Consider the following 17,781-nt stretch of genomic DNA (forward strand, 5'->3'; position numbering starts at 1 on the left):
GGGTGCTCTCACTCCGCGACCGCGCGGTCGTACCGACATAAGGTGACCGGGAGAGCGCCCATCGGCATTCCGGAAGGCTCTCCCATGTCAATGTCTCTCTCACCGTCCCTCGAATTCGTTCTCGTCACGAGGCTTCGCGCCGCCGGCTGTGTGTTCGCCGAGGACGAGGCCCGCTTGATCGTCTCCGCGGCCAGGACGTCCGACGAACTCGCGTCGATGCTGGACCGCCGCGTCGCAGGCGTCCCCCTCGAACACGTCCTCGGCTGGGCCGAATTCTGCGGGCTCCGGATCGCGGTCGATCCGCGGGTGTTCGTTCCGCGCCGCCGCACCGCGTTCCTCGTCGAGCAGGCCGGCGCCCTCGCGTGCCCGCGCGCTGTCGTGGTCGACCTGTGTTGCGGTTCGGGCGCGGTGGGTGCCGCGCTCGCCGAGACGCTGGGGGACGGCATCGAGTTGTATGCGGTGGACATCGACCCCGCCGCGGTCCGGTGCGCGCGACGCAACGTCCCAGACCCCGGCCGGGTGTTCGAGGGCGACCTGTACGAACCGTTGCCCACCACGCTGAGGGGAAGCGTCGACGTCCTGGTCGCCAACGCACCGTACGTGCCCACCGACGCGATCCGGTTGATGCCGCCGGAGGCCCGGTTCCACGAACCACGGGTCTCGCTCGACGGCGGCGCGGACGGACTCGACACCCAGCGGCGGGTGACCCTCGGGGCGCGCGACTGGCTCGCGCCGGGTGGTCATCTACTGATCGAGACCAGTGCGAGCCAGGCCGCGCTCACCGCCGAAGCTTTCGCCGAGGCCGGGTTGATCACCCGGATCGAGATCTCGGACGACATGGACGCCACCGTCGTCGTGGGCGCCAACCCCAGGTGAGTGCCGAAGCGTCCCGGGGCACGCTTTGTCACTCACATGCGGGTGGCTGCTCACTTTCGATCCGCACGCAGCAGTACCCGTCGGCGGGTGCCAGTGTGGCGCGGCGATCCTCGCATCCCGCGCCGTCGAGCAGTCCGGAGAGCAGCGCGAGGTTCATTCCGCACACCATGTCGGTGTGCTGCCGGGCGAGCGTGTGGAACGGGCAGTTGACCAGGACGATGGTGCCGTCGCTGCGGCGCGGTTCGTAACCGCACGTCGCGAGCGCCGCGAGCAGATCGTCGTCCGTGCAGCCGGTGTCGGCGCCGAGGCCGCGCCCGAAGTCGTGGGCACGCGCGGAGAGGGCCGCCCGCGGCGATGCGCCGGTGGCGTCCGCGTCCTCGATCGCCCGGGCGAACAACTCGCCGGCGAGTGCGTACGCCCGCTCGGGCAGGTGTACGGAGAATTCACGGTCGGATCGTCGGTAGAGCTTGGCGGGCCGCCCCGCGCCCGGACCCGACCGCCCCCCGCGCCGCGCGAACTCGACCGCCAGTAGCCCCTCGTCGGCCAGCTTCTCGAGATGGAACGCGGACGTCGAGCGAGCGAGTCCCAGCGCCTCGGCGACGTCGTCGCGGCTGACCGGCGTCGTCTGCGTACGCACGTGGTCGTACACCCGCCTGCGCACCGGCTCGTCGAGGGAGGAGACGGCCGAGACGTCCGAGCGTGGAGTGTCACCCATGGACCCATTGTAAAACCGAGAACCGTTGACTTAATTGTGCGGGAAATTCTATAGTCAATACACATAGTTTTTAGAAGGAGTCGTCATGGCTACCAACACACCCCACGAGGTCAGCCACGGTTCGCACACCCTGGCCGACCCCGGCTATCAGGCCTTTCTCGTGCTGCGCACGGTCTTCACCGTGGCGCCGATCGTGTTCGGGCTGGACAAGTTCACGAACTGGCTCACCGACTGGCCGGCCTACCTCGCGCCGTGGATCGACGGCATCCTGCCGGGAACCGCGCAGCAGGGCATGTACGCCGTCGGCGTGATCGAAGTGATCGCAGGAATCCTCGTCGCCGTGGCGCCGCGGATCGGCGCCTGGGTCGTCGCGGCCTGGCTGGCCGGAATCATCGTCAACCTGGTCACGCTGTCCGGGTACTACGACGTCGCACTGCGCGACTTCGGGTTGCTCGCCGGTGCCGTCGCTCTCGGCCTGCTCGCCGCGGAGTACGGGCGCCCGCTCCACCGCCCCCACACCTGATCGGTACCGCGCACCGCACGTGAGATGCACCTCATCGACTGTTTCCAGTGACTCGACCGCTCGTAGTCTGTGTGGTCGTGTCGGTAGGAGCGCAGGACCAGGGGACCGGGTCTCGGGATCACGGTGTGCCGATCCCTGCGCCGGCGCCGGCACGCTCGTTGCTCCTGGGGGTACCCAAACAGGGTCGGCGCTGGCCGAGCGTGGTCCGCGCCGCGGTGGCCGTGTGCCTGCCCGCGCTGGTGGGCGTCGCGCTCGGACACTCTGCGGTCGCCGCGACGGCGACGCTGGGAGCCTTCGCCGTCGTCTACGGCGAGGGCAGGGCGTACCGGGTGCGGTGGCGGGTGGTCTCGATCGCCGCCGCCGTGATGGTGCTCCTCGCCGGTGTGGGCGCGGCGGTCGGTGCACTCGTGCACGACGCGACGTCGGCGGGCGGTTCCGCGCAGTGGGGGATGGCGCTCGTCCTCACGATGACCGTCGTCGTGGCCGTCTGCGCCTTCGTCGTCGACGGGCTGCGGCTGGGAGCGCCCGGTGCCTTCCTCCCGCTGCTGACGGTGGAGATCTCGTCCGCGCTGCCCGCCCTCGGTGTCTCCGTGGCCGAGGTGACGTCCTGGGCGGCGGCCGGCGCGGTGTCGGCGTTGCTCGTGTCGATGTCGGGGCTGCTCGCGCGTCCACGCACCCCCGAGCGTGCCGCAGTCGCGACCGCGGTCGCCGCAGTCGAGGCCGCACTCTCCGACACCCCCGCACCGAATTCCCGTCGGGACGCGGTGCGGTCGCTGCACGCCGCGTGGCAGTGCCTGCACGACGCCGCCCTCGTCGGGCGTGACCATCCACTGACCCGCACGTTGCGCGCGGCTCACCTGCGGTGCGCGGCCACGGTGCACGGTCTCGGCGCGGACCACGCCTCCGACGAAGACGACCTGCGGCCGCAGGTCCCGCTGCCCAGGCCGTCGATCCGCTACCGGCTCGCGCGGGCGGCTCACCTCCGGGGCCGGTCCTGGACGATCGTCGCCCGACTGCTGGTCGCGTGCCCCGCCGCCGGTCTCCTGGCGCTGGGTCTCGGTGTCGCCCGTCCCGACTGGGCCGTGATCACCGCGGCGATGATCCTGCATCAGGGCCCGGATCGGGTGCTGGGGACGTACCGCGGGCTGCACCGGTTCTTCGGAACGGTGCTCGGACTCGTTCTGCTCGCCACGCTCGCGACGCTCGACCTGTCGGCGGCGGCGCTGGTACTCGTCGTGGCGCTCCTGATGGCGGGGACGGAAGCGTTCCTCGTCCGCAACTACGGCCTGGCGATGGTGTTCATCACCCCGCTCGCGTTGGTTCTCGGCGGTCTCGGAACGCACGTCGACCTCGTCGCCGTCACCCGGGACCGGCTTCTCGAGACCGTCCTCGGTGTGGCGGTGGCGCTGCTCGTGTTGTGGACCGTGCTTCCGGGTTCGTATCGGCGGATCCTGCGCGACGCGGACGAGCAGGTGGCCGGGACGATCGGGCGGCTCGGCGATGCGCGGGAACCGGATGCCGTCGCGGAACTCGGCCGGGATCTCGAGTTCGATCTGCATGCGTCCACCACTGCCGCGATCACCGCCGCCCACACCGACCCGGCGTGGACCCGCGACCGGTGGCCCGAGCACCACCACCTCCACGAGCTCGGCTACCGAATCCTCACCCGGCACTTCGGACCTCGTCTTTAGCCGGTCGGCACCGGATCTCCGCTGTTAGGGTTCGGTGATGGGTCCTGTGACGGGAATCGGAACAGCTATTCGGGCCTCGTTGGCCGCGGCTCTCTGCGTCGGCATGCTGGCCGCGTGCGCGTCGGACGAGGAACCGCAGAGCGATCCGGCGGCCACCTGTGCGGACGTTCCCAACGGCACCCCGATCGCCAAGGCACCGCCGCCCCCCGGTCCGGCGCCGACCACCCAGAACCTCGCGACCAACCCCGAGATCGCCACCGTGTACCGCTCCGGGATGGTGCCGGTGAGCACCGCGTCGTATGCGGTCTCCACCGCCAATCCCGTGTCGACGCAAGCCGCGTGCGAGGTGTTGCGGGACGGGGGCACGGCCGCCGACGCGCTGATCGTGGCCCAGACCGTTCTCGGCCTCGTCGAACCGCAGTCGTCCGGAATCGGGGGCGGGGCGTTCCTGCTCTACTACGACGCCGGGCAGAAGAGTGTCGAGGCGTACGACGGGCGCGAGGTCGCGCCGATGGCGGCGACGGAGAACTACCTGCGCTGGATCAGCGACACCGACCGCACCGAGCCCAAGCCCGACGCCCGGGCGAGTGGCCGGTCCATCGGGGTTCCCGGGGTGGTGCGGATGCTCGAGCTGGCGCACCGCGAACACGGCCGGGACCAGTGGCGGGAACTGTTCGACCCGGCCATCTCGCTCGCGGACCAGGGACTCGAGGTCAGCCCCCGGATGGCCGGGCAGATCGCCGAGTCCGCTCCCGATCTGGCGCTCGACGAGCCGTCGAAGGCGTACTTCCTCAACCCGGACGGCAGCCCCAAGCCGGCAGGCACGAAGCTGACCAACCCGGCCATGGCCAAGACGCTCGGCGCGATCGCGGCGGGCGGTGCCGACGCCTTCTACACCGGGGCCATCGCCCAGGGCATCGTCGATGCGACGGCGACGGCGTCGGGTGGGCGCACTCCCGGACAGATGACTCTCGACGACCTCGCGAACTACCAGGCGAAGAAGCGGACGGCGCTGTGCACGCCGTATCGGGATCACGAGATCTGCGGCATGCCCAACCCGTCGTCCGGTGGCACGGCGGTCGCGGCGACGCTCGGCATCCTGGAGAACTTCGACCTGTCCGAATACGGGCCCACGAACCTCGACGACAACGGCGGCAAGCCGACGGCGGAGGCCGTGCATCTCATCTCCGAGGCGGAGCGACTGGCGTACGCCGACCGGGACAAGTACGTCGCGGACTCCGATTTCGTTCCGCTGCCGGGCAATTCCCTCGACACGCTGCTGAGCGAGGACTACCTGAAGCAGCGGGCCGGCCTCATCGACCCCGGCAAGAGCATGGGCACCGCGCAACCGGGCAACTTCGGGCCGGTCCCGCTCGGTGTGCAGCCGCAGGACAAGGAACACGGCACCAGCCACATCTCGATCGCCGACAAGTACGGCAACGTCGCGTCGATGACGACGACGGTGGAATCGGCGTTCGGCTCGTTCCACATGACGGACGGCTTCGTGCTCAACAATCAGCTCACCGACTTCTCGGCCCAGCCCGTCGGGCCGGACGGGACGCCGCTCGCCAACCGTGTCGAACCGGGTAAGCGGCCCCGCAGTTCGATGGCCCCGACGCTCGTCTTCGACCGCGGCAGCGACGGTTCGCTGGGGGACGTCCAGTACGTGACGGGGTCGCCGGGCGGTTCCGTGATCATCCAGTTCGTCGTGAAAACGCTCGTGGGAATGCTGGATTGGGGTCTGAACCCGCAGCAGGCGGTGTCGGCGGTCGACTTCGGAGCGGCCAACACCCCGGTCACCGGCGTCGGCGGGGAGCATCCGAACATCAATGCGGCCAACGACGGCGCCGACGACCCCCTGATCGTGCAGTTGCGGGCGATGGGTCACCAGGTGTCGGTCGCGCCGCAGTCCAGCGGGCTCAGCGCGCTGCAGCGCCAGGACGCGGGTTGGGTCGGCGGCGCGGACCCACGCCGGGAGGGCGCGGTGATGGGTGACGGTACGGGTTAGGCACCGCCACCGCAGGAATTATGCCTGCTCGACGAGCGGGGCCACCTTGGTGCCGAGCAGTTCGATCGCGCGCATCACCTGGTTGTGGGGCAGCGGCCCGACGCTGGGGTGCAGCATGAACCGCTCGATGCCCAGGGTGTCGCGCATGCCGGCGATCTTCTCCGCCACTTGCTCGGGGTTGCCGAGCACGAGCGAACCGCCGGGTCCGCGCAGACCGTCGAATGCCTGCGGGTTCATCGGCGCCCACCCGCGTTCGCGTCCGAGGCCGGTCATGGCCGCGGCGTACGACGGGTAGAACTCCGAAACCGCCCGGTCCTCGGTGTCCGCGACGTAACCGTGCGCGTGGACGGCGATGGGCTGCGGTTCGTGCCCACCCTCCGACACGGCACGGCGGTGCAGGTCGGCCAGCGGTGCGAAGCGGGCGGGTTGTCCGCCGATGATCGCGAGCGCCATCGGCAGGCCGAGGAGTCCGGCGCGGGCCACCGACTCGGGATTGCCGCCGACCCCGACCCAGATGGGAAGGGGACGTTCGGGCCGCGGGTAGACGGACTGGTCCGTCAGCGCCGACCGGTGCCGTCCCGACCAGTTCACGGTCTCGGAGTCGCGGAGGGCGAGCAGCAGGCCGAGTTTCTCGACGAACAGTTCGTCGTAATCGGCCAGGTCGTAACCGAACAGCGGGAACGACTCGGTGAACGAGCCGCGACCGGCCATCACCTCGGCGCGCCCGTCGGAGATCAGGTCGAGGGTCGCGAATTCCTCGAACACGCGTACCGGGTCGTCGGAGCTCAGGACGGTGACTGCGCTGGTCAATGCGATGCGGGACGTCCGCGCGGCGGCGGCCGACAGCACGACTGCGGGCGCCGACGCGGCGAAGTCCGCCCGGTGGTGCTCACCGACGCCGTACACGTCGAGGCCGACCTGCTCGGACAGGACGACCTCTTCGAGCAGATCCTTCAGGCGCTGCCGCGGCGACACCGCCCCGGCTCCGCCGGAACCGACCTCGGCGAACGTCGTCAACCCGAGTTCCATGCCACACCCCTCGCTAGTGATAGTTGAATCATCAATTAGATGGTGTAACTGCGCGGACGGACGGGATATTCCGTCCGATGATTCAGACCGGAGTCGGCGGGGAACCCGACGACCATGGCGAAATACCGAGTGATCGATCCCCGGGGCACTGTGGTCGAAACGAAGGAGATCCCGAGCGCCGACGACGCGCACGCATGGTTGGTCGACGTTCGCGCAGACAATTCCGAGCTCGGATGGCGGATGGAAGTCGACGAGGACGGCACCTGGGCGTTCTTCGACGACACCGAGGGTGCCACAGAGAAATAGAGGCACATCGTGCTCGCCAGCGACCCACGCAAAGTGGGGGTCGAGGAGGAATTCCACCTCATCGATCGCAAGACCCGGCGCCTGACCACCCGCGCGCCGGAGTTGCTTGCACGACTTCCCGACGGCGTGTTCGTCGACGAACTCCAGCAGTGCGTCGTCGAGGTCAACAGCGGTGTGTACGCCGACCTCGACGGCCTGCGGACCGACCTGGAGCGGCATCGGAGAGTGCTGATCGACGCGGCCGAGGGGCTCGGCATCGGCGTGGCGGCCGCGGGCTCGATGCCGCTGGCGCTGCCCGCCGAGATGCACGTGACGGGGACGCAGCGCTACCGGCGCATGCTCGCGGACTACCAGGTTCTCGCCCGCGAGCAGCTGATCTGCGGCACGCAGGTTCACGTCGACCTGCCCGACCGCGACGAGGCCGTGCAGGTCGCGCACCGCGTCGCTCCGCTGATGCCCGTCCTCCTGGCGCTCAGCGCGAGTTCCCCGTTCCGGTCCGACGGTGCGGACACCGGCTACGCCAGCGCGCGGACCCTTCTGTGGTTGCGCTGGCCGAGCACCGGTCCGGCCGCGCCCGTCTCCTCGGCCGCCGAATACGGCACCCTGATCGACGACCTGGTCGCCAGCGGGGTGATCAGTGACCCCGGTATGGCGTACTTCGACGTCCGGCCGTCGGTGAAACTTCCGACCCTGGAGTTGCGGGTGTGCGACAGCTGCCCGCGATTGGACACGGTCGTGCTCGTCGCCGCCCTGTTCCGTGCGCTCGTCGAACGCGAGGTGGAGGGTCTGCGCGCCGGGACGAAGGGCGTCGAGGTCGTCCCGACCCTGACCAGGGCGGCACTGTGGCGGGCGGCCCGGTCGGGGTTGGAGGAGGAACTCGTCGACGTGACGGTTCCGCAGGCACGTCCTGCGGCGGAACTCGTCGGCGACTTCGTGAATTCGCTGCGGCCGCAGCTCGAGGAGACCGGCGACTGGGACACCGTGGTGGAGCTGTCCGCCGAGGCCACCACCCACGGCAGCTCCGCCGCCCGGCAACGTCAGGCGCTCGGTCGCCGCGGCCGGCTCACCGACGTGGTCGATCTGCTGCTCGCGGAGACGGCGGGCCGCTCCGAGCACCTTCCCGAAGTGGAGACGCCACCCGCGCCGCGCGAGCTCGGCCCGAGGTCGACCGGTGCCGGCCGGACCCGGCGATACTGGAGCGCGAGGTTCTGGGACCGCGGCGAGACCGCCGACATGACGTGGACGGAGTCGACGGAGCTCGACGAGAAAAAGCTGATCGAGTGGCGCCGGGATCTGCACGCGCACCCGGAACTGTCGTTCGAGGAACGCAGGACAACCGGCGTCGTGCGGGCCCATCTCGTCGGTCTCGGGCTCGCACCCGTCCTGATGCCCGGCGGGACCGGCCTGTGGTGCGACCTCGGTCCGGACACGGGCGAGTGCATTGCGCTGCGCGCCGACCTCGACGCGCTGCCGATCGCCGAGACGACCGGTCTCCCGTTCGAGTCGAGGGTGCCCGGAGTGTCACACGCGTGCGGTCACGACGCCCACACCACCATGTTGATGGGGGCGGCATCCGTCCTCACGAAATACCCGCCGCCGTCCCGGGTCCGGCTCATCTTCCAGCCCGGGGAGGAGACCACCCCGGGCGGCTCGGTCGACACGATCGCCGCGGGCGCGCTCGACGGTGTGTCGAAAATCTTTGCACTGCACTGCGACCCGAATCTCGAGGTCGGAAAACTGGCCACCCGGACCGGGCCGATCACATCCTCCAACGACTCCGTCACCGTGCGGTTGTGGTCGGCGGGGGGACATACCGCGCGACCCCATCTGACCGGCGATCTGATCCATGCCGCGGCCGTCCTGGTGACCGGTCTGTCGTCCGTGCTCGACCGCCGAATCGACGCCCGCACCGCGACCGTCCTCACGTGGGGGAAGGTGGCCGCCGGGCAGGTCGCGAACTCCGTTCCCGAATCGGGTGAACTGGTCGGCACCCTGCGCAGCGCGTCCCGTGAGACGTGGGCCTCGCTCGAACCGCTGGTCACGGACACGATCTGTCACCTGCTCGCGCCGTACAACGTGCGGTACGAACTCTCCTACCTGCAGGGCGTCCCGCCCGTCGTCAACGATCCCGACTGCACCGCCGACCTCCGGGAGGCGATCGAATCGGTCGTCGGCTTCGACCACCTGGCCGAGGCACATCAGTCCAGCGGCGGCGAGGATTTCGCGTGGTACCTCGAGAAGGTTCCGGGCGCGATGGCCAGACTCGGCGTGTGGGACGGGATCGGCACCCGGCAAGAGCTTCACCAGCCGGCGTTCAACCTCGACGAACGCGCAATGATCCACGGGGTCCGGACGCTGGTCGCGCTCACCCGGCTCGAAGACCAGTCCGGGTGACCGCGGCGTCAGGCCGGTTTGGCGGCGGCATCCGCCAGTTTCGGCACCGTCGCCTCGACGGCGTACGGGAGGCTGAGGACATTCCAGACGAGGACGTCGATGTCGAACTGCTCCTTGCTGATGGTGAACGCGTCCTGGTCGGCTGCGAGTTGCGCGATCTGCTCCGGGACGACGAACCCGAGCGACGTCATCAGACGTGAGCGCGGGTCGTTCGGGGAGCGGACGTAGAACGTTCGCCTCGTACGCGAAACGGCCTCACCGGTGAACTGTCCGCGGTTGAAGACTTCGGGGTGCGTCCCACCGAGCGCGTCCTGGGCCCAGAGCCACGTGGCGTCGGCCAGGCCGACCCCGGCACTCACCGTCAGGAACTTGCGGCGGTCGAGCGTGCGCATCCACGTACCTCCCTGTAGGTGAGGCTGACCTACAGGGAGCGGTCCCGGCCGTGCATCTGCGGCGGAAACGGGGGAGTCGGCTCGGGAATCGGAGGCGTCGGCGGAGGTCCCGGAGGTCCCGGCGGTTCCGGCTGTGGTCCGGGTTCGGGAGGTGCAGGTTCGGGGCCCGGCTCGGGCGGAAACGGGTGAGGCGGCGTCGGCGTCGGCGGCACCGGAGGAGGGCCCGGATCCGGCGGCACCGGCTCCGGGTCCGGCACGGGATTGCCGAGCTCGTCGTGGGCACTCGTCATCAACTGACCACCTTCTGATCGGCTGATTGAGTGGTACCCGGAACGGGCATCCCGCAATCACGGGACGAGCTGTGGCCGCCCGGGAACAAAACGCGGGATCGGTGCGTTGTCTAGCAACCGTGCCCCGCAAGTGTGGAATTTCACGACACGGGGAACATGAGCCAAAGGGAGGAAGTCATGGCAACCGACTACGACGCACCACGGGTTACCGTCGACGACGAACTCGCCGCGGACTCGCTCGAAGAATTGAAGACACGGAGGAACGACTCGCAGTCGTCCGTCGTCGACGTCGAGGAGACCGACACGGCGGAGTCCTTCGAACTGCCCGGCGCCGACCTGTCCGGTGAGGAACTCACGGTCCGCGTCGTCCCGAAGAGGGCCGACGAATTCACTTGCAGCAGTTGCTTCCTGGTCCATCATCGGTCGCGTCTCGCGTCCGAAGAGGGCGGACAGCTGATTTGCCGCGATTGCGCATAGGAGGCCCGAGTGGCCGAGGTCAGTAGAACGTTCACCGTCGCCGCACCGCTCGAGAAAGTCGTCGCGTACCTGCGCGACTTCGCGAACACCACGGCCTGGGATCCCGGGACCGACAAGTGCGAGCAGACCACCCCCGGCCCGGTGGGGGTGGGCACGGAATGGCACAACGTGTCGTCGTTCTTCGGACGCACCACCGAACTCACCTACCGCATGACCCGCGACGACCCCGATCACGTCGTCTTCGAAGGCCGCAACAAGACCGCAGCCACGTCGGACGATCTGGCGTTCGAGAAGGTGGACGACGCCTCCACGTCGATCACCTACCGCGCGCAACTCCACTTCACCGGCCTGGCGCGATTCGCCGACCCCGTCGCCCGCCTCGCATTCGAGGTGCTCGCGGCCAAGACCGTCAAACAGATGACCGGGGTTCTCGAAGCGAGGTAAGCGGTACCACGATTCACCAGCGCCCTCACTCTCGACGAGTGAGGGCGCTTCGTCCCCTCGGATCAGGGTATGATCCGGTCCTCGTGATCCGAAAAGATCCGCCGCACACTGTGTTTGCGGGTGACCGGGTCGAAACTGCGCGTGGGTATCCAGACCGCGAAGTACATCGCCCGGACCAGCCACACACCGATCCACGAGACGCGTGCCTGCTTCGTCAACCCGTGGGCGCGCAGCGTGCGGGGGAGTGATGCCGTGTACTCGAAATACGACTTGCGAGACGACAGCATCCGCCGGCCGGACACCTGTACCTTCATCCCGGGCAGCATTGCGATCTTGATTCCCGCACCCTGGAGTGAGAGCGAGATGTCCGAGTCTTCCCAGATGCCCCGGCCCTCGTGCAGTGCGGGAAGGATGGTTTCCCACGCGCTCTTGCGCACCGCCATATTCGCCCCGTACACGCCGCGAGCTTCCTGAACCCCGGCGTCCTTCTTCGTGTCGGATGCCACGCGCACCATGAATCGCTGGACGCCCTGGAGTGGCATGTCGTACTGCTCGAACGGGCCGAGTGCGGCCCCGAACTCCGGGTCGGCGGCGGCGAAGAACTCGCGGATCGAGTGCGCCCAACCCGGCTGCACGACGGTGTCGGCGTCGATGCGCGCGACGATCGGCGTCTTCGCTGCTGCGATACCTGCGTTGCGGGCGGGGATCAGGCCGGGCTGTTCCTCGGTGATGATGCGAAGTCTGCCCGCGGCTTCGTGTGCCTGGGCCACGGCGACGGTGTCGTCGGTGCAGTTGTTGTCGACGACGATGATCTCGTCGATTTGGTCGCCCTGTGCAACGAGCGCGTCGAGCGCTCGACCGATGGTGGCCTCTTCGTTGTAGACCGGTATGACGACGGTCAGTGTTGGTGCAGGTCGAGGCTCGTTCTCCGGTGGGTTCTGCTGCTGCCCATCGGTGGGGGGCTGCGTCATCGCACGATCCTTTGGTGGAGGGTGGTCGAAGAGCACTCTACATACTCACGGGTTTGGTTGTGGTTGAGGTGGGAACACGACCGACGATACGACCGCCGAGGCACGAGTGCAGGATGGCGCCGATCTATCGGTGATGTTTCGGAGTGTGGAGCGCGTGCCGGCATCGTCCGCCCACCGGGGTCTACCGTGGGTAGACCGCGAAGATGTTTCGCGGTGTGCGCGCGGTCCCCGCCGGGATCGCCCGGTGGGTTCGTGACCCCCGACAATCCGCCAACTCTCTCCGAGACTGCTCGATTCTTCAATCACTTCCCACGGCGGATCGGCGAGGGATCCTTCGCGGGGGACTCGCGCTGCAGTCGGCTCCCGTGCTACTGCTCGAAGGGGCCGGATCCCCAGTCGATCGAACGTCGTCCACGCAGAAGGAGCGCTGAGAAAGTGAAGTTGGCACCACGCGACGCCGCATGGGTGTACCTGGAGCAGGAGAACACCCCGTTACTCAGCATCGCGATGTACGTCTTCGACACGTCGACGGATCCGCGAGGTTCGATGACCCCGGGCGAGGTCAGGGCGTTCGTTGCCGAGCGGGTGACCACGGTGGACGTGTTCACGCGTCGACTGCAGCGTGTGCCCCTCGATCTCGACCACCCGAGCTGGGTGGCGGACCACGACTTCGACATCGACAACCACCTCGAGGTCACCGATGCGCGAGGCGGAGGGTGGGGCGAGCTCCGCCGCATCGCCTCGGAGTTCGTTGGCCGCGGGTTGGATCTGCAGCGTCCGCCTTGGGAGATGCAAGTCGTTACCGGGTTGACGGACATCGATGGTGTCGCGGACGCGTCGGCGGTGCTGTTGAAGTTCCACCACTCGGTGGGCGATGGCACGGCCACCCTGGAGATGACCCGACGACTCTTCGCCGCTCAGGTTGACCGAGAGCAGGTGACGGGGCCGCAAACGCCAGTCGGGCCGAAATCGGTCAGGCAGGCGATACCGACGATCTCACGGCAGTTGCGCGCGTTCGTGCGAGGCATCCGGCACGTCTCGGCCGCGGGCAAGGAAGTGAAGGCCGCGGTCGACAGCGGAGACGTCCGGATGCCACCGAGGACGCGACCGGCCACGAGGTTCAACGGGAGCGTGGGCCCGGAGCGGACGTTCGACGCCGCTTCGTTCCTGCTCGACGACGTCCGGGCCATCCGAGCCGCAGGGGACGCGACGGTCAACGACGTGGCATTGACGGTGGTCTCGGGCGCCCTCCGCGACTACCTACGGGAAGTCGGCGAGGAAACCGAAGAATCGTTGGCGGCGAATGTTCCCATGTCGCTCCGGTCGCTCGGACACTTGGAGTCGGCAAACCAGATCACGGTCCTGCAGGTCGATCTTCACACCGACATCGACGACCCCCTCGAGCGGCTCCGCGCGATCCACACCTCCACAGCGGCGGAGCGGGACCGCAAACAGCGCGCCGAGGTTCTGCGTTCCGAGTCGCTGGTCGACGTGACTCCAGGTTTCGTCGTGCGGGCGATCAACTGGATCGCATCACGGTTGCCGTCCTCTACCTCGTCGGTTCCATACTTCAACGTCGTGACGACCAACGTCGCACGCGGTGGCGTTGATCTGTGGCTGCGGGACGCGCAGGCCGTGTCGACGTACGGTGCCGCGGCGCTGACGGACAGACAGGGTCTCACACATGCGATCCATTCGCTCGGCGACACACTGACCATCTCGGTTCTCACGACTCCGAACATGATGGACGACCCCGAGCGCTACGTGGCGCTGATCCACGCACAGTTCGACTCCCTGGCGGCGGCAGTGGGGGCATCGACCTCGACCATATGACCGGTGCGCGCCTGGGCGCCCCGCACCGGTGATGCGGGGCGCCGCTGCATGTCGGGGGCGATCAGCTGAGGTGATGCACCTCCTGCAGCCCGTAGACCGGTGTCGGGATCTCCTCGTGCCGGGCCTTGAGCTGCAGAGCGAGATACAGCGAGTAGTGCCGCGACTGGTGCAGGTTGCCGCCGTGGAACCACAGCGCTTCCTGCTGGGTCGGCTTCCACATGTTGCGCTGCTCGCCCTCCCACGGTCCGGGGTCCTTGGTGGTGTCGGAGCCGAGGCCCCAGCACTTTCCGACCTTGTCGGCCACTTCCTGACCCATGAGGTCGGCGGCCCAGCCGTTCATGGACCCGTAGCCGGTGGCGTAGACGACGAGGTCGGCCGGCAGTTCCGTCCCGTCGGTGAGAACCACGGCGTCCTCGATGAGATGGTCGACCTGTCCGGACACGAGGTGGATGCTGCCGTCGGCGACGAGGTCGGACGCGCCGACGTCGATGTAGTAGCCGGACCCACGGCGCAGGTACTTCATGAACAGACCGGACCCGTCGTCACCGAAATCGAGCTTGAATCCGGCCTTTTCCAGTCGGTCGTAGAAGTCCCTGTCCCGTTCGGCGATCTTCTGATAGATCGGGATCTGGAACTCGTGCATGATCTTGTACGGCAGCGACGCGAACGTGAGGTCGGCCTTCTCCGTCGTCATTCCCGCCGCGACAGCGCGCTCCGAGTAGAGGTCGCCGAGGCCGAGATCCATCAGGGACTCCGACTTCACGATGTGCGTGGACGACCGCTGCAGCATCGTCACGTCGGCGCCGTTCTCGAAGAGCGCCTTGCAGATGTCGTGAGCCGAGTTGTTGGCTCCCACGACGACGACGCGCTTCCCCACGTAGGCGTCCGGACCGGGGTGCTGACTCGAATGGTGCTGCTCGCCCCGGAAGACGTCCTGACCCGGGAACGACGGGATGTTCGGCTTGCCCGACATGCCGGTGGCGAGCACCAGCTGCTTCGGGTGGAGTACCACGTCCTCGCCGTCGCGGTCGAGGACGACGGTCCACTCCTCGGTCTCCTCGTCGAACGTCGCGGACGTGCAGGTGGTGGACGACCAGTACGGAATCTCCATCACCTTGGTGTACATCTCCAGCCAGTCGCCGATCTTGTCCTTCGGCGCGAAGACCGGCCAGTTGTCCGGGAACGGCATGTAGGGCAGGTGGTCGTACCAGACCGGGTCGTGCAGGCACAGCGACTTGTAGCGGTTGCGCCACTGGTCGCCGGGGCGTTCGTTCTTGTCCACGACGATGGCCGGGACCCCGAGTTGGCGCAGCCGCGCGCCGAGCGCGATGCCGCCCTGGCCACCGCCGATCACGAGAACGTACGGCTGGCGGGTGTAACCGAGTTCCCGCTCCTCGATCTCCCGTTTCTCCGCCCAGCTCAGGGTCTCGCCGCCGGAGCCGTGAACTGCACCCTTGACGCGGTTCCGTCCCCGGCGTTCCTCGTGGCCCTTCAACTCCTGCAGTGTGGTGAGGAAGGTCCACGCCTCGTCACCCTTCAGGCGCAGGTGTCCCTTGCCCCGGCCCGTCGCGGTCTCGAATTCGATCCACGCCGAGGTGACGCCGTCGGCCTCGTCCGGTGTCTCGGTGGTGCGGAAGTTGACGGGGTCGGTGTCGTCCAGGCGTGCGTGCAGCATCGCGGCGACGGCGTCGCGTCCCTCGACCGTCTTGAGGTTCCAGGTGAACGCCACCAGGTCGCGCCAGAAGCTGTCGACTGCGAACATGCCCGCGGCGCGGTCGACGTCGCGCGCGGCGAGAGCGGATTCGAAGCTCGCCAACCACAGGTCGACTCGTTCCTGAGGTGTCAGGGACGTCTGCACCGCAGTCGGCTGGACCGTCTGTGTCATGTACCTCTCCTTCGCTTGGTATGTGACATACAGCACACTCCGGAGTGGGGCGGGCGGCAAGCGTTGCATCGTGTTGCAATCCCGCCCGTGAGTACTTGTCAACGTCCCGCGGTTGATAAGTACTCACGGGGCGAATGTCGAAATCCGTGGTGGCCCGTTCGACGTACTGTGTGAGTCCACGGCAAGAAGGCCTGGACCGACCACAATCGAGGAGGAAATCATGCGGGTCATGGTGATGATCGAGGGTGCAGGTGCCGACGAAGACAAGATCGCCCCGACCGAGGAAATGCTGGCCGCGATGGGCGCGTACAACGAGGAATTGGTGAACGCGGGCATCATGCTCGACGGCCAGGGTCTGAAGCCGACCAGCGCAGGGGCGCGGGTGGTGTTCGAGGGCGGCACGACGTCGGTGGTCGACGGCCCGTTCACCGAGTCGAAGGAGATCATCGCGGGCTACTGGATCTGGGAGGTGCGATCCCTCGAAGAGGCGATCGAGTGGGTCAAGAAGTGCCCCGCCGACCCCGGCACCGGAATGCGCCAGCTGATCGAGGTGCGGCCGATCTTCGAGTCGGAGGACTTCGGGGACGAGTTCACTCCGGAGCTGCGGGAGAAGGAAGAGGCACTCGCGGCGCGGATCCGCGAGCAGCACCCGAACGGCTGAGTCCGGTGGACGTCCAGCGCACGGTCGAGGCGGTGTGGCGCATGGAGTCTCCGCGCCTCATTGCGTCGCTCACCCGCCTCGTCCGTGACGTCGGGATCGCCGAGGAGATCGCTCAGGACGCGTTCGTGCTCGCGCTCGAACAGTGGCCGGAGCAGGGCATCCCCGGCAAACCGGGTGCGTGGCTGACGGCCACGGCCAAGCACAAGGCGATCGATCGCATTCGCCGTGAACGATCGCGGCAGTCGAAATATACGGAGATCGCCGTCGATCCGTCCGCGCAACCGCCGAGCGCCCTGCCCGCGCCGGACGCCGTCGACGGCGTGGAGGACGACCTGCTGACCCTGGTTTTCGTGGCATGTCATCCGGTGCTTCCCCGGGAATCGCGTGTGGCACTGACCCTTCGACTGGTCGGGGGACCGACGAGATCGCGCGGGCGTTCCTCGTCCCCTCGGCGACGATGGGGCAGCGGATCAGCAGGGCCAAGCGGACGCTGTCGGAGGCGAAGGTCCCATTCGAAGTGCCCGCACGCGAGGAACTTCCGGCACGGTTGTCGGCGGTGCTCGAGGTGGTCTATCTGGTGTTCAACGAGGGGTACTCCGCCACGTCGGGTGAGGACTGGATTCGGCGTGACCTCGCGTCGGAGGCGATGCGGCTCGCCCGTGTCCTCGCCGGCCTGCTGCCCCGGGAACCGGAGGTGCACGGACTGGTGGCGCTCACCGAGTTGCAGGCGTCACGGTTCGCCGCCCGGGTGGGTCCCGACGGTGAGCCGGTCCTGCTGCAGGATCAGGACCGGTCGCGGTGGGACCGAACCCTTCTGACGCACGGCAATGCCGCGCTGGAACGGGCAGTCGGGCTCGGCCGCCCGCTCGGCCCCTACTCGCTGCAGGCCGCGATCGCCGGGTGTCATGCCCGGGCGCCACGTTTCGAGGACACCGACTGGGAGGCGATCGTCGCCCTGTACGACGCGCTGGCGCAGGTGGCGCCGTCGCCGGTGGTGGAACTCAATCGTGCGGTGGCGTTGCTGCATTCGGACGGACCCGAGGCGGCGCTCGCTGCTCTCGACGCCGTACGGGACGACCCTCGGCTGGCGCGCCACCACCTCTACGGCGCCGTGCGGGGCGAAGTCCTCGAACGCCTCGGTCGTTACGACGAGGCGGCCCGGACCCTCGAGGACGCCGCGGCGACCGCACCCACCCACCGTGAACGGAACCTCCTCATGGCCCGCGCCGCCGCCGCGTCGGAGCACGCCGAGCCGTGAGTCTCGACCGTTGATTCATGATTTCCTG

Annotated in this window: 15 protein-coding genes and 1 pseudogene; 11 read left to right on the plus strand and 5 right to left on the minus strand. The window is 68.3% G+C overall.

What is annotated here, in order from left to right; genetic code table 11:
- Positions 1 to 84: 84 nt before the first annotated feature.
- Entirely contained in the window at positions 85 to 876 is a 792-nt protein-coding gene (locus HGB39_RS05405; RefSeq protein ID WP_043793935.1) for a putative protein N(5)-glutamine methyltransferase, read from the plus strand.
- 28 nt (positions 877 to 904) lie between these two features.
- Here the strand turns inward: HGB39_RS05405 and HGB39_RS05410 are convergent, their stop codons facing one another.
- The gene (locus HGB39_RS05410) at positions 905 to 1,591 is read right to left on the minus strand and encodes a helix-turn-helix transcriptional regulator (RefSeq protein WP_005574586.1); all 687 of its coding nucleotides are present in this window, start codon (positions 1,589 to 1,591) and stop codon (positions 905 to 907) included.
- Between the two features lie 85 nt (positions 1,592 to 1,676).
- Here HGB39_RS05410 and HGB39_RS05415 point away from each other — a divergent pair, with 85 nt between their 5' ends.
- The 3 genes from HGB39_RS05415 to ggt all read left to right on the plus strand — a co-directional run bounded on the left by HGB39_RS05415 (position 1,677) and on the right by ggt (position 5,813).
- A complete protein-coding gene (locus HGB39_RS05415) occupies positions 1,677 to 2,114 on the plus strand; it encodes a DoxX family membrane protein (protein ID WP_005253393.1) in 438 nt (145 codons plus the stop codon).
- Between the two features lie 125 nt (positions 2,115 to 2,239).
- A complete protein-coding gene (locus HGB39_RS05420; protein ID WP_166680661.1) occupies positions 2,240 to 3,805 on the plus strand; it encodes an FUSC family protein in 1,566 nt (521 codons plus the stop codon).
- Between the two features lie 37 nt (positions 3,806 to 3,842).
- The gene (ggt, locus tag HGB39_RS05425) at positions 3,843 to 5,813 is read left to right on the plus strand and encodes a gamma-glutamyltransferase (RefSeq protein WP_043790318.1); all 1,971 of its coding nucleotides are present in this window, start codon (positions 3,843 to 3,845) and stop codon (positions 5,811 to 5,813) included.
- A gap of 18 nt (positions 5,814 to 5,831) precedes the next feature.
- Here the strand turns inward: ggt and HGB39_RS05430 are convergent, their stop codons facing one another.
- The gene (locus HGB39_RS05430; protein WP_005567824.1) at positions 5,832 to 6,842 is read right to left on the minus strand and encodes an LLM class flavin-dependent oxidoreductase; all 1,011 of its coding nucleotides are present in this window, start codon (positions 6,840 to 6,842) and stop codon (positions 5,832 to 5,834) included.
- Between the two features lie 114 nt (positions 6,843 to 6,956).
- Between HGB39_RS05430 and HGB39_RS05435 the strand changes: the two genes are divergently transcribed.
- Together HGB39_RS05435 and HGB39_RS05440 are read left to right on the plus strand one after the other, a co-directional pair.
- Positions 6,957 to 7,148 (plus strand): hypothetical protein, encoded by a 192-nt coding sequence (locus HGB39_RS05435; RefSeq protein WP_005567826.1) that lies wholly within the window; start codon positions 6,957 to 6,959, stop codon positions 7,146 to 7,148.
- Positions 7,149 to 7,157: 9 nt separating this feature from the next.
- The gene (locus HGB39_RS05440) at positions 7,158 to 9,542 is read left to right on the plus strand and encodes a glutamate--cysteine ligase (protein ID WP_005567828.1); all 2,385 of its coding nucleotides are present in this window, start codon (positions 7,158 to 7,160) and stop codon (positions 9,540 to 9,542) included.
- Between the two features lie 8 nt (positions 9,543 to 9,550).
- On the opposite strand, the gene HGB39_RS05445 is transcribed toward HGB39_RS05440, so the two are convergent.
- The gene (locus tag HGB39_RS05445; RefSeq protein ID WP_005567830.1) at positions 9,551 to 9,934 is read right to left on the minus strand and encodes a hypothetical protein; all 384 of its coding nucleotides are present in this window, start codon (positions 9,932 to 9,934) and stop codon (positions 9,551 to 9,553) included.
- A gap of 467 nt (positions 9,935 to 10,401) precedes the next feature.
- Here HGB39_RS05445 and HGB39_RS05450 point away from each other — a divergent pair, with 467 nt between their 5' ends.
- Together HGB39_RS05450 and HGB39_RS05455 are read left to right on the plus strand one after the other, a co-directional pair.
- Entirely contained in the window at positions 10,402 to 10,701 is a 300-nt protein-coding gene (locus HGB39_RS05450; protein WP_005248611.1) for a DUF4193 domain-containing protein, read from the plus strand.
- A gap of 9 nt (positions 10,702 to 10,710) precedes the next feature.
- Positions 10,711 to 11,145: an SRPBCC family protein gene (locus tag HGB39_RS05455; protein ID WP_005567831.1), complete on the plus strand. Its 435-nt coding sequence runs from the start codon at positions 10,711 to 10,713 to the stop codon at positions 11,143 to 11,145.
- Positions 11,146 to 11,207: 62 nt separating this feature from the next.
- Here HGB39_RS05455 and HGB39_RS05460 read toward each other — a convergent pair whose 3' ends face one another.
- The gene (locus HGB39_RS05460) at positions 11,208 to 12,116 is read right to left on the minus strand and encodes a glycosyltransferase family 2 protein (protein ID WP_005567833.1); all 909 of its coding nucleotides are present in this window, start codon (positions 12,114 to 12,116) and stop codon (positions 11,208 to 11,210) included.
- 435 nt (positions 12,117 to 12,551) lie between these two features.
- Here HGB39_RS05460 and HGB39_RS05465 point away from each other — a divergent pair, with 435 nt between their 5' ends.
- Complete coding sequence (locus HGB39_RS05465) at positions 12,552 to 13,949, plus strand: wax ester/triacylglycerol synthase family O-acyltransferase (protein WP_005567835.1); 1,398 nt, start codon at positions 12,552 to 12,554, stop codon at positions 13,947 to 13,949.
- Positions 13,950 to 14,010: 61 nt separating this feature from the next.
- Here the strand turns inward: HGB39_RS05465 and HGB39_RS05470 are convergent, their stop codons facing one another.
- A complete protein-coding gene (locus HGB39_RS05470; RefSeq protein ID WP_005567837.1) occupies positions 14,011 to 15,834 on the minus strand; it encodes an NAD(P)/FAD-dependent oxidoreductase in 1,824 nt (607 codons plus the stop codon).
- A gap of 220 nt (positions 15,835 to 16,054) precedes the next feature.
- Here HGB39_RS05470 and HGB39_RS05475 point away from each other — a divergent pair, with 220 nt between their 5' ends.
- Positions 16,055 to 16,495 (plus strand): YciI family protein, encoded by a 441-nt coding sequence (locus HGB39_RS05475; protein ID WP_005253402.1) that lies wholly within the window; start codon positions 16,055 to 16,057, stop codon positions 16,493 to 16,495.
- Between the two features lie 5 nt (positions 16,496 to 16,500).
- A pseudogene (locus tag HGB39_RS05480) lies at positions 16,501 to 17,753 on the plus strand (RNA polymerase sigma factor).
- Positions 17,754 to 17,781: the final 28 nt, after the last annotated feature.

It is taken from the genome of Rhodococcus opacus (assembly GCF_012396235.1).
Lineage (GTDB): Bacteria > Actinomycetota > Actinomycetes > Mycobacteriales > Mycobacteriaceae > Rhodococcus_F > Rhodococcus_F opacus.

What these genes read in the sequence shown, in the direction of transcription:
- HGB39_RS05405 (WP_043793935.1), top strand. Translation starts at nt 85, where the DNA reads ATGTCAATGTCTCTCTCACCGTCCCTCGAATTCGTTCTCGTCACGAGG.
- HGB39_RS05410 (WP_005574586.1), bottom strand. Translation starts at nt 1,591, where the DNA reads ATGGGTGACACTCCACGCTCGGACGTCTCGGCCGTCTCCTCCCTCGAC.
- HGB39_RS05415 (WP_005253393.1), top strand. Translation starts at nt 1,677, where the DNA reads ATGGCTACCAACACACCCCACGAGGTCAGCCACGGTTCGCACACCCTG.
- ggt (WP_043790318.1), top strand. Translation starts at nt 3,843, where the DNA reads ATGGGTCCTGTGACGGGAATCGGAACAGCTATTCGGGCCTCGTTGGCC.
- HGB39_RS05430 (WP_005567824.1), bottom strand. Translation starts at nt 6,842, where the DNA reads ATGGAACTCGGGTTGACGACGTTCGCCGAGGTCGGTTCCGGCGGAGCC.
- HGB39_RS05435 (WP_005567826.1), top strand. Translation starts at nt 6,957, where the DNA reads ATGGCGAAATACCGAGTGATCGATCCCCGGGGCACTGTGGTCGAAACG.
- HGB39_RS05445 (WP_005567830.1), bottom strand. Translation starts at nt 9,934, where the DNA reads ATGCGCACGCTCGACCGCCGCAAGTTCCTGACGGTGAGTGCCGGGGTC.
- HGB39_RS05450 (WP_005248611.1), top strand. Translation starts at nt 10,402, where the DNA reads ATGGCAACCGACTACGACGCACCACGGGTTACCGTCGACGACGAACTC.
- HGB39_RS05460 (WP_005567833.1), bottom strand. Translation starts at nt 12,116, where the DNA reads ATGACGCAGCCCCCCACCGATGGGCAGCAGCAGAACCCACCGGAGAAC.
- HGB39_RS05470 (WP_005567837.1), bottom strand. Translation starts at nt 15,834, where the DNA reads ATGACACAGACGGTCCAGCCGACTGCGGTGCAGACGTCCCTGACACCT.
- HGB39_RS05475 (WP_005253402.1), top strand. Translation starts at nt 16,055, where the DNA reads ATGCGGGTCATGGTGATGATCGAGGGTGCAGGTGCCGACGAAGACAAG.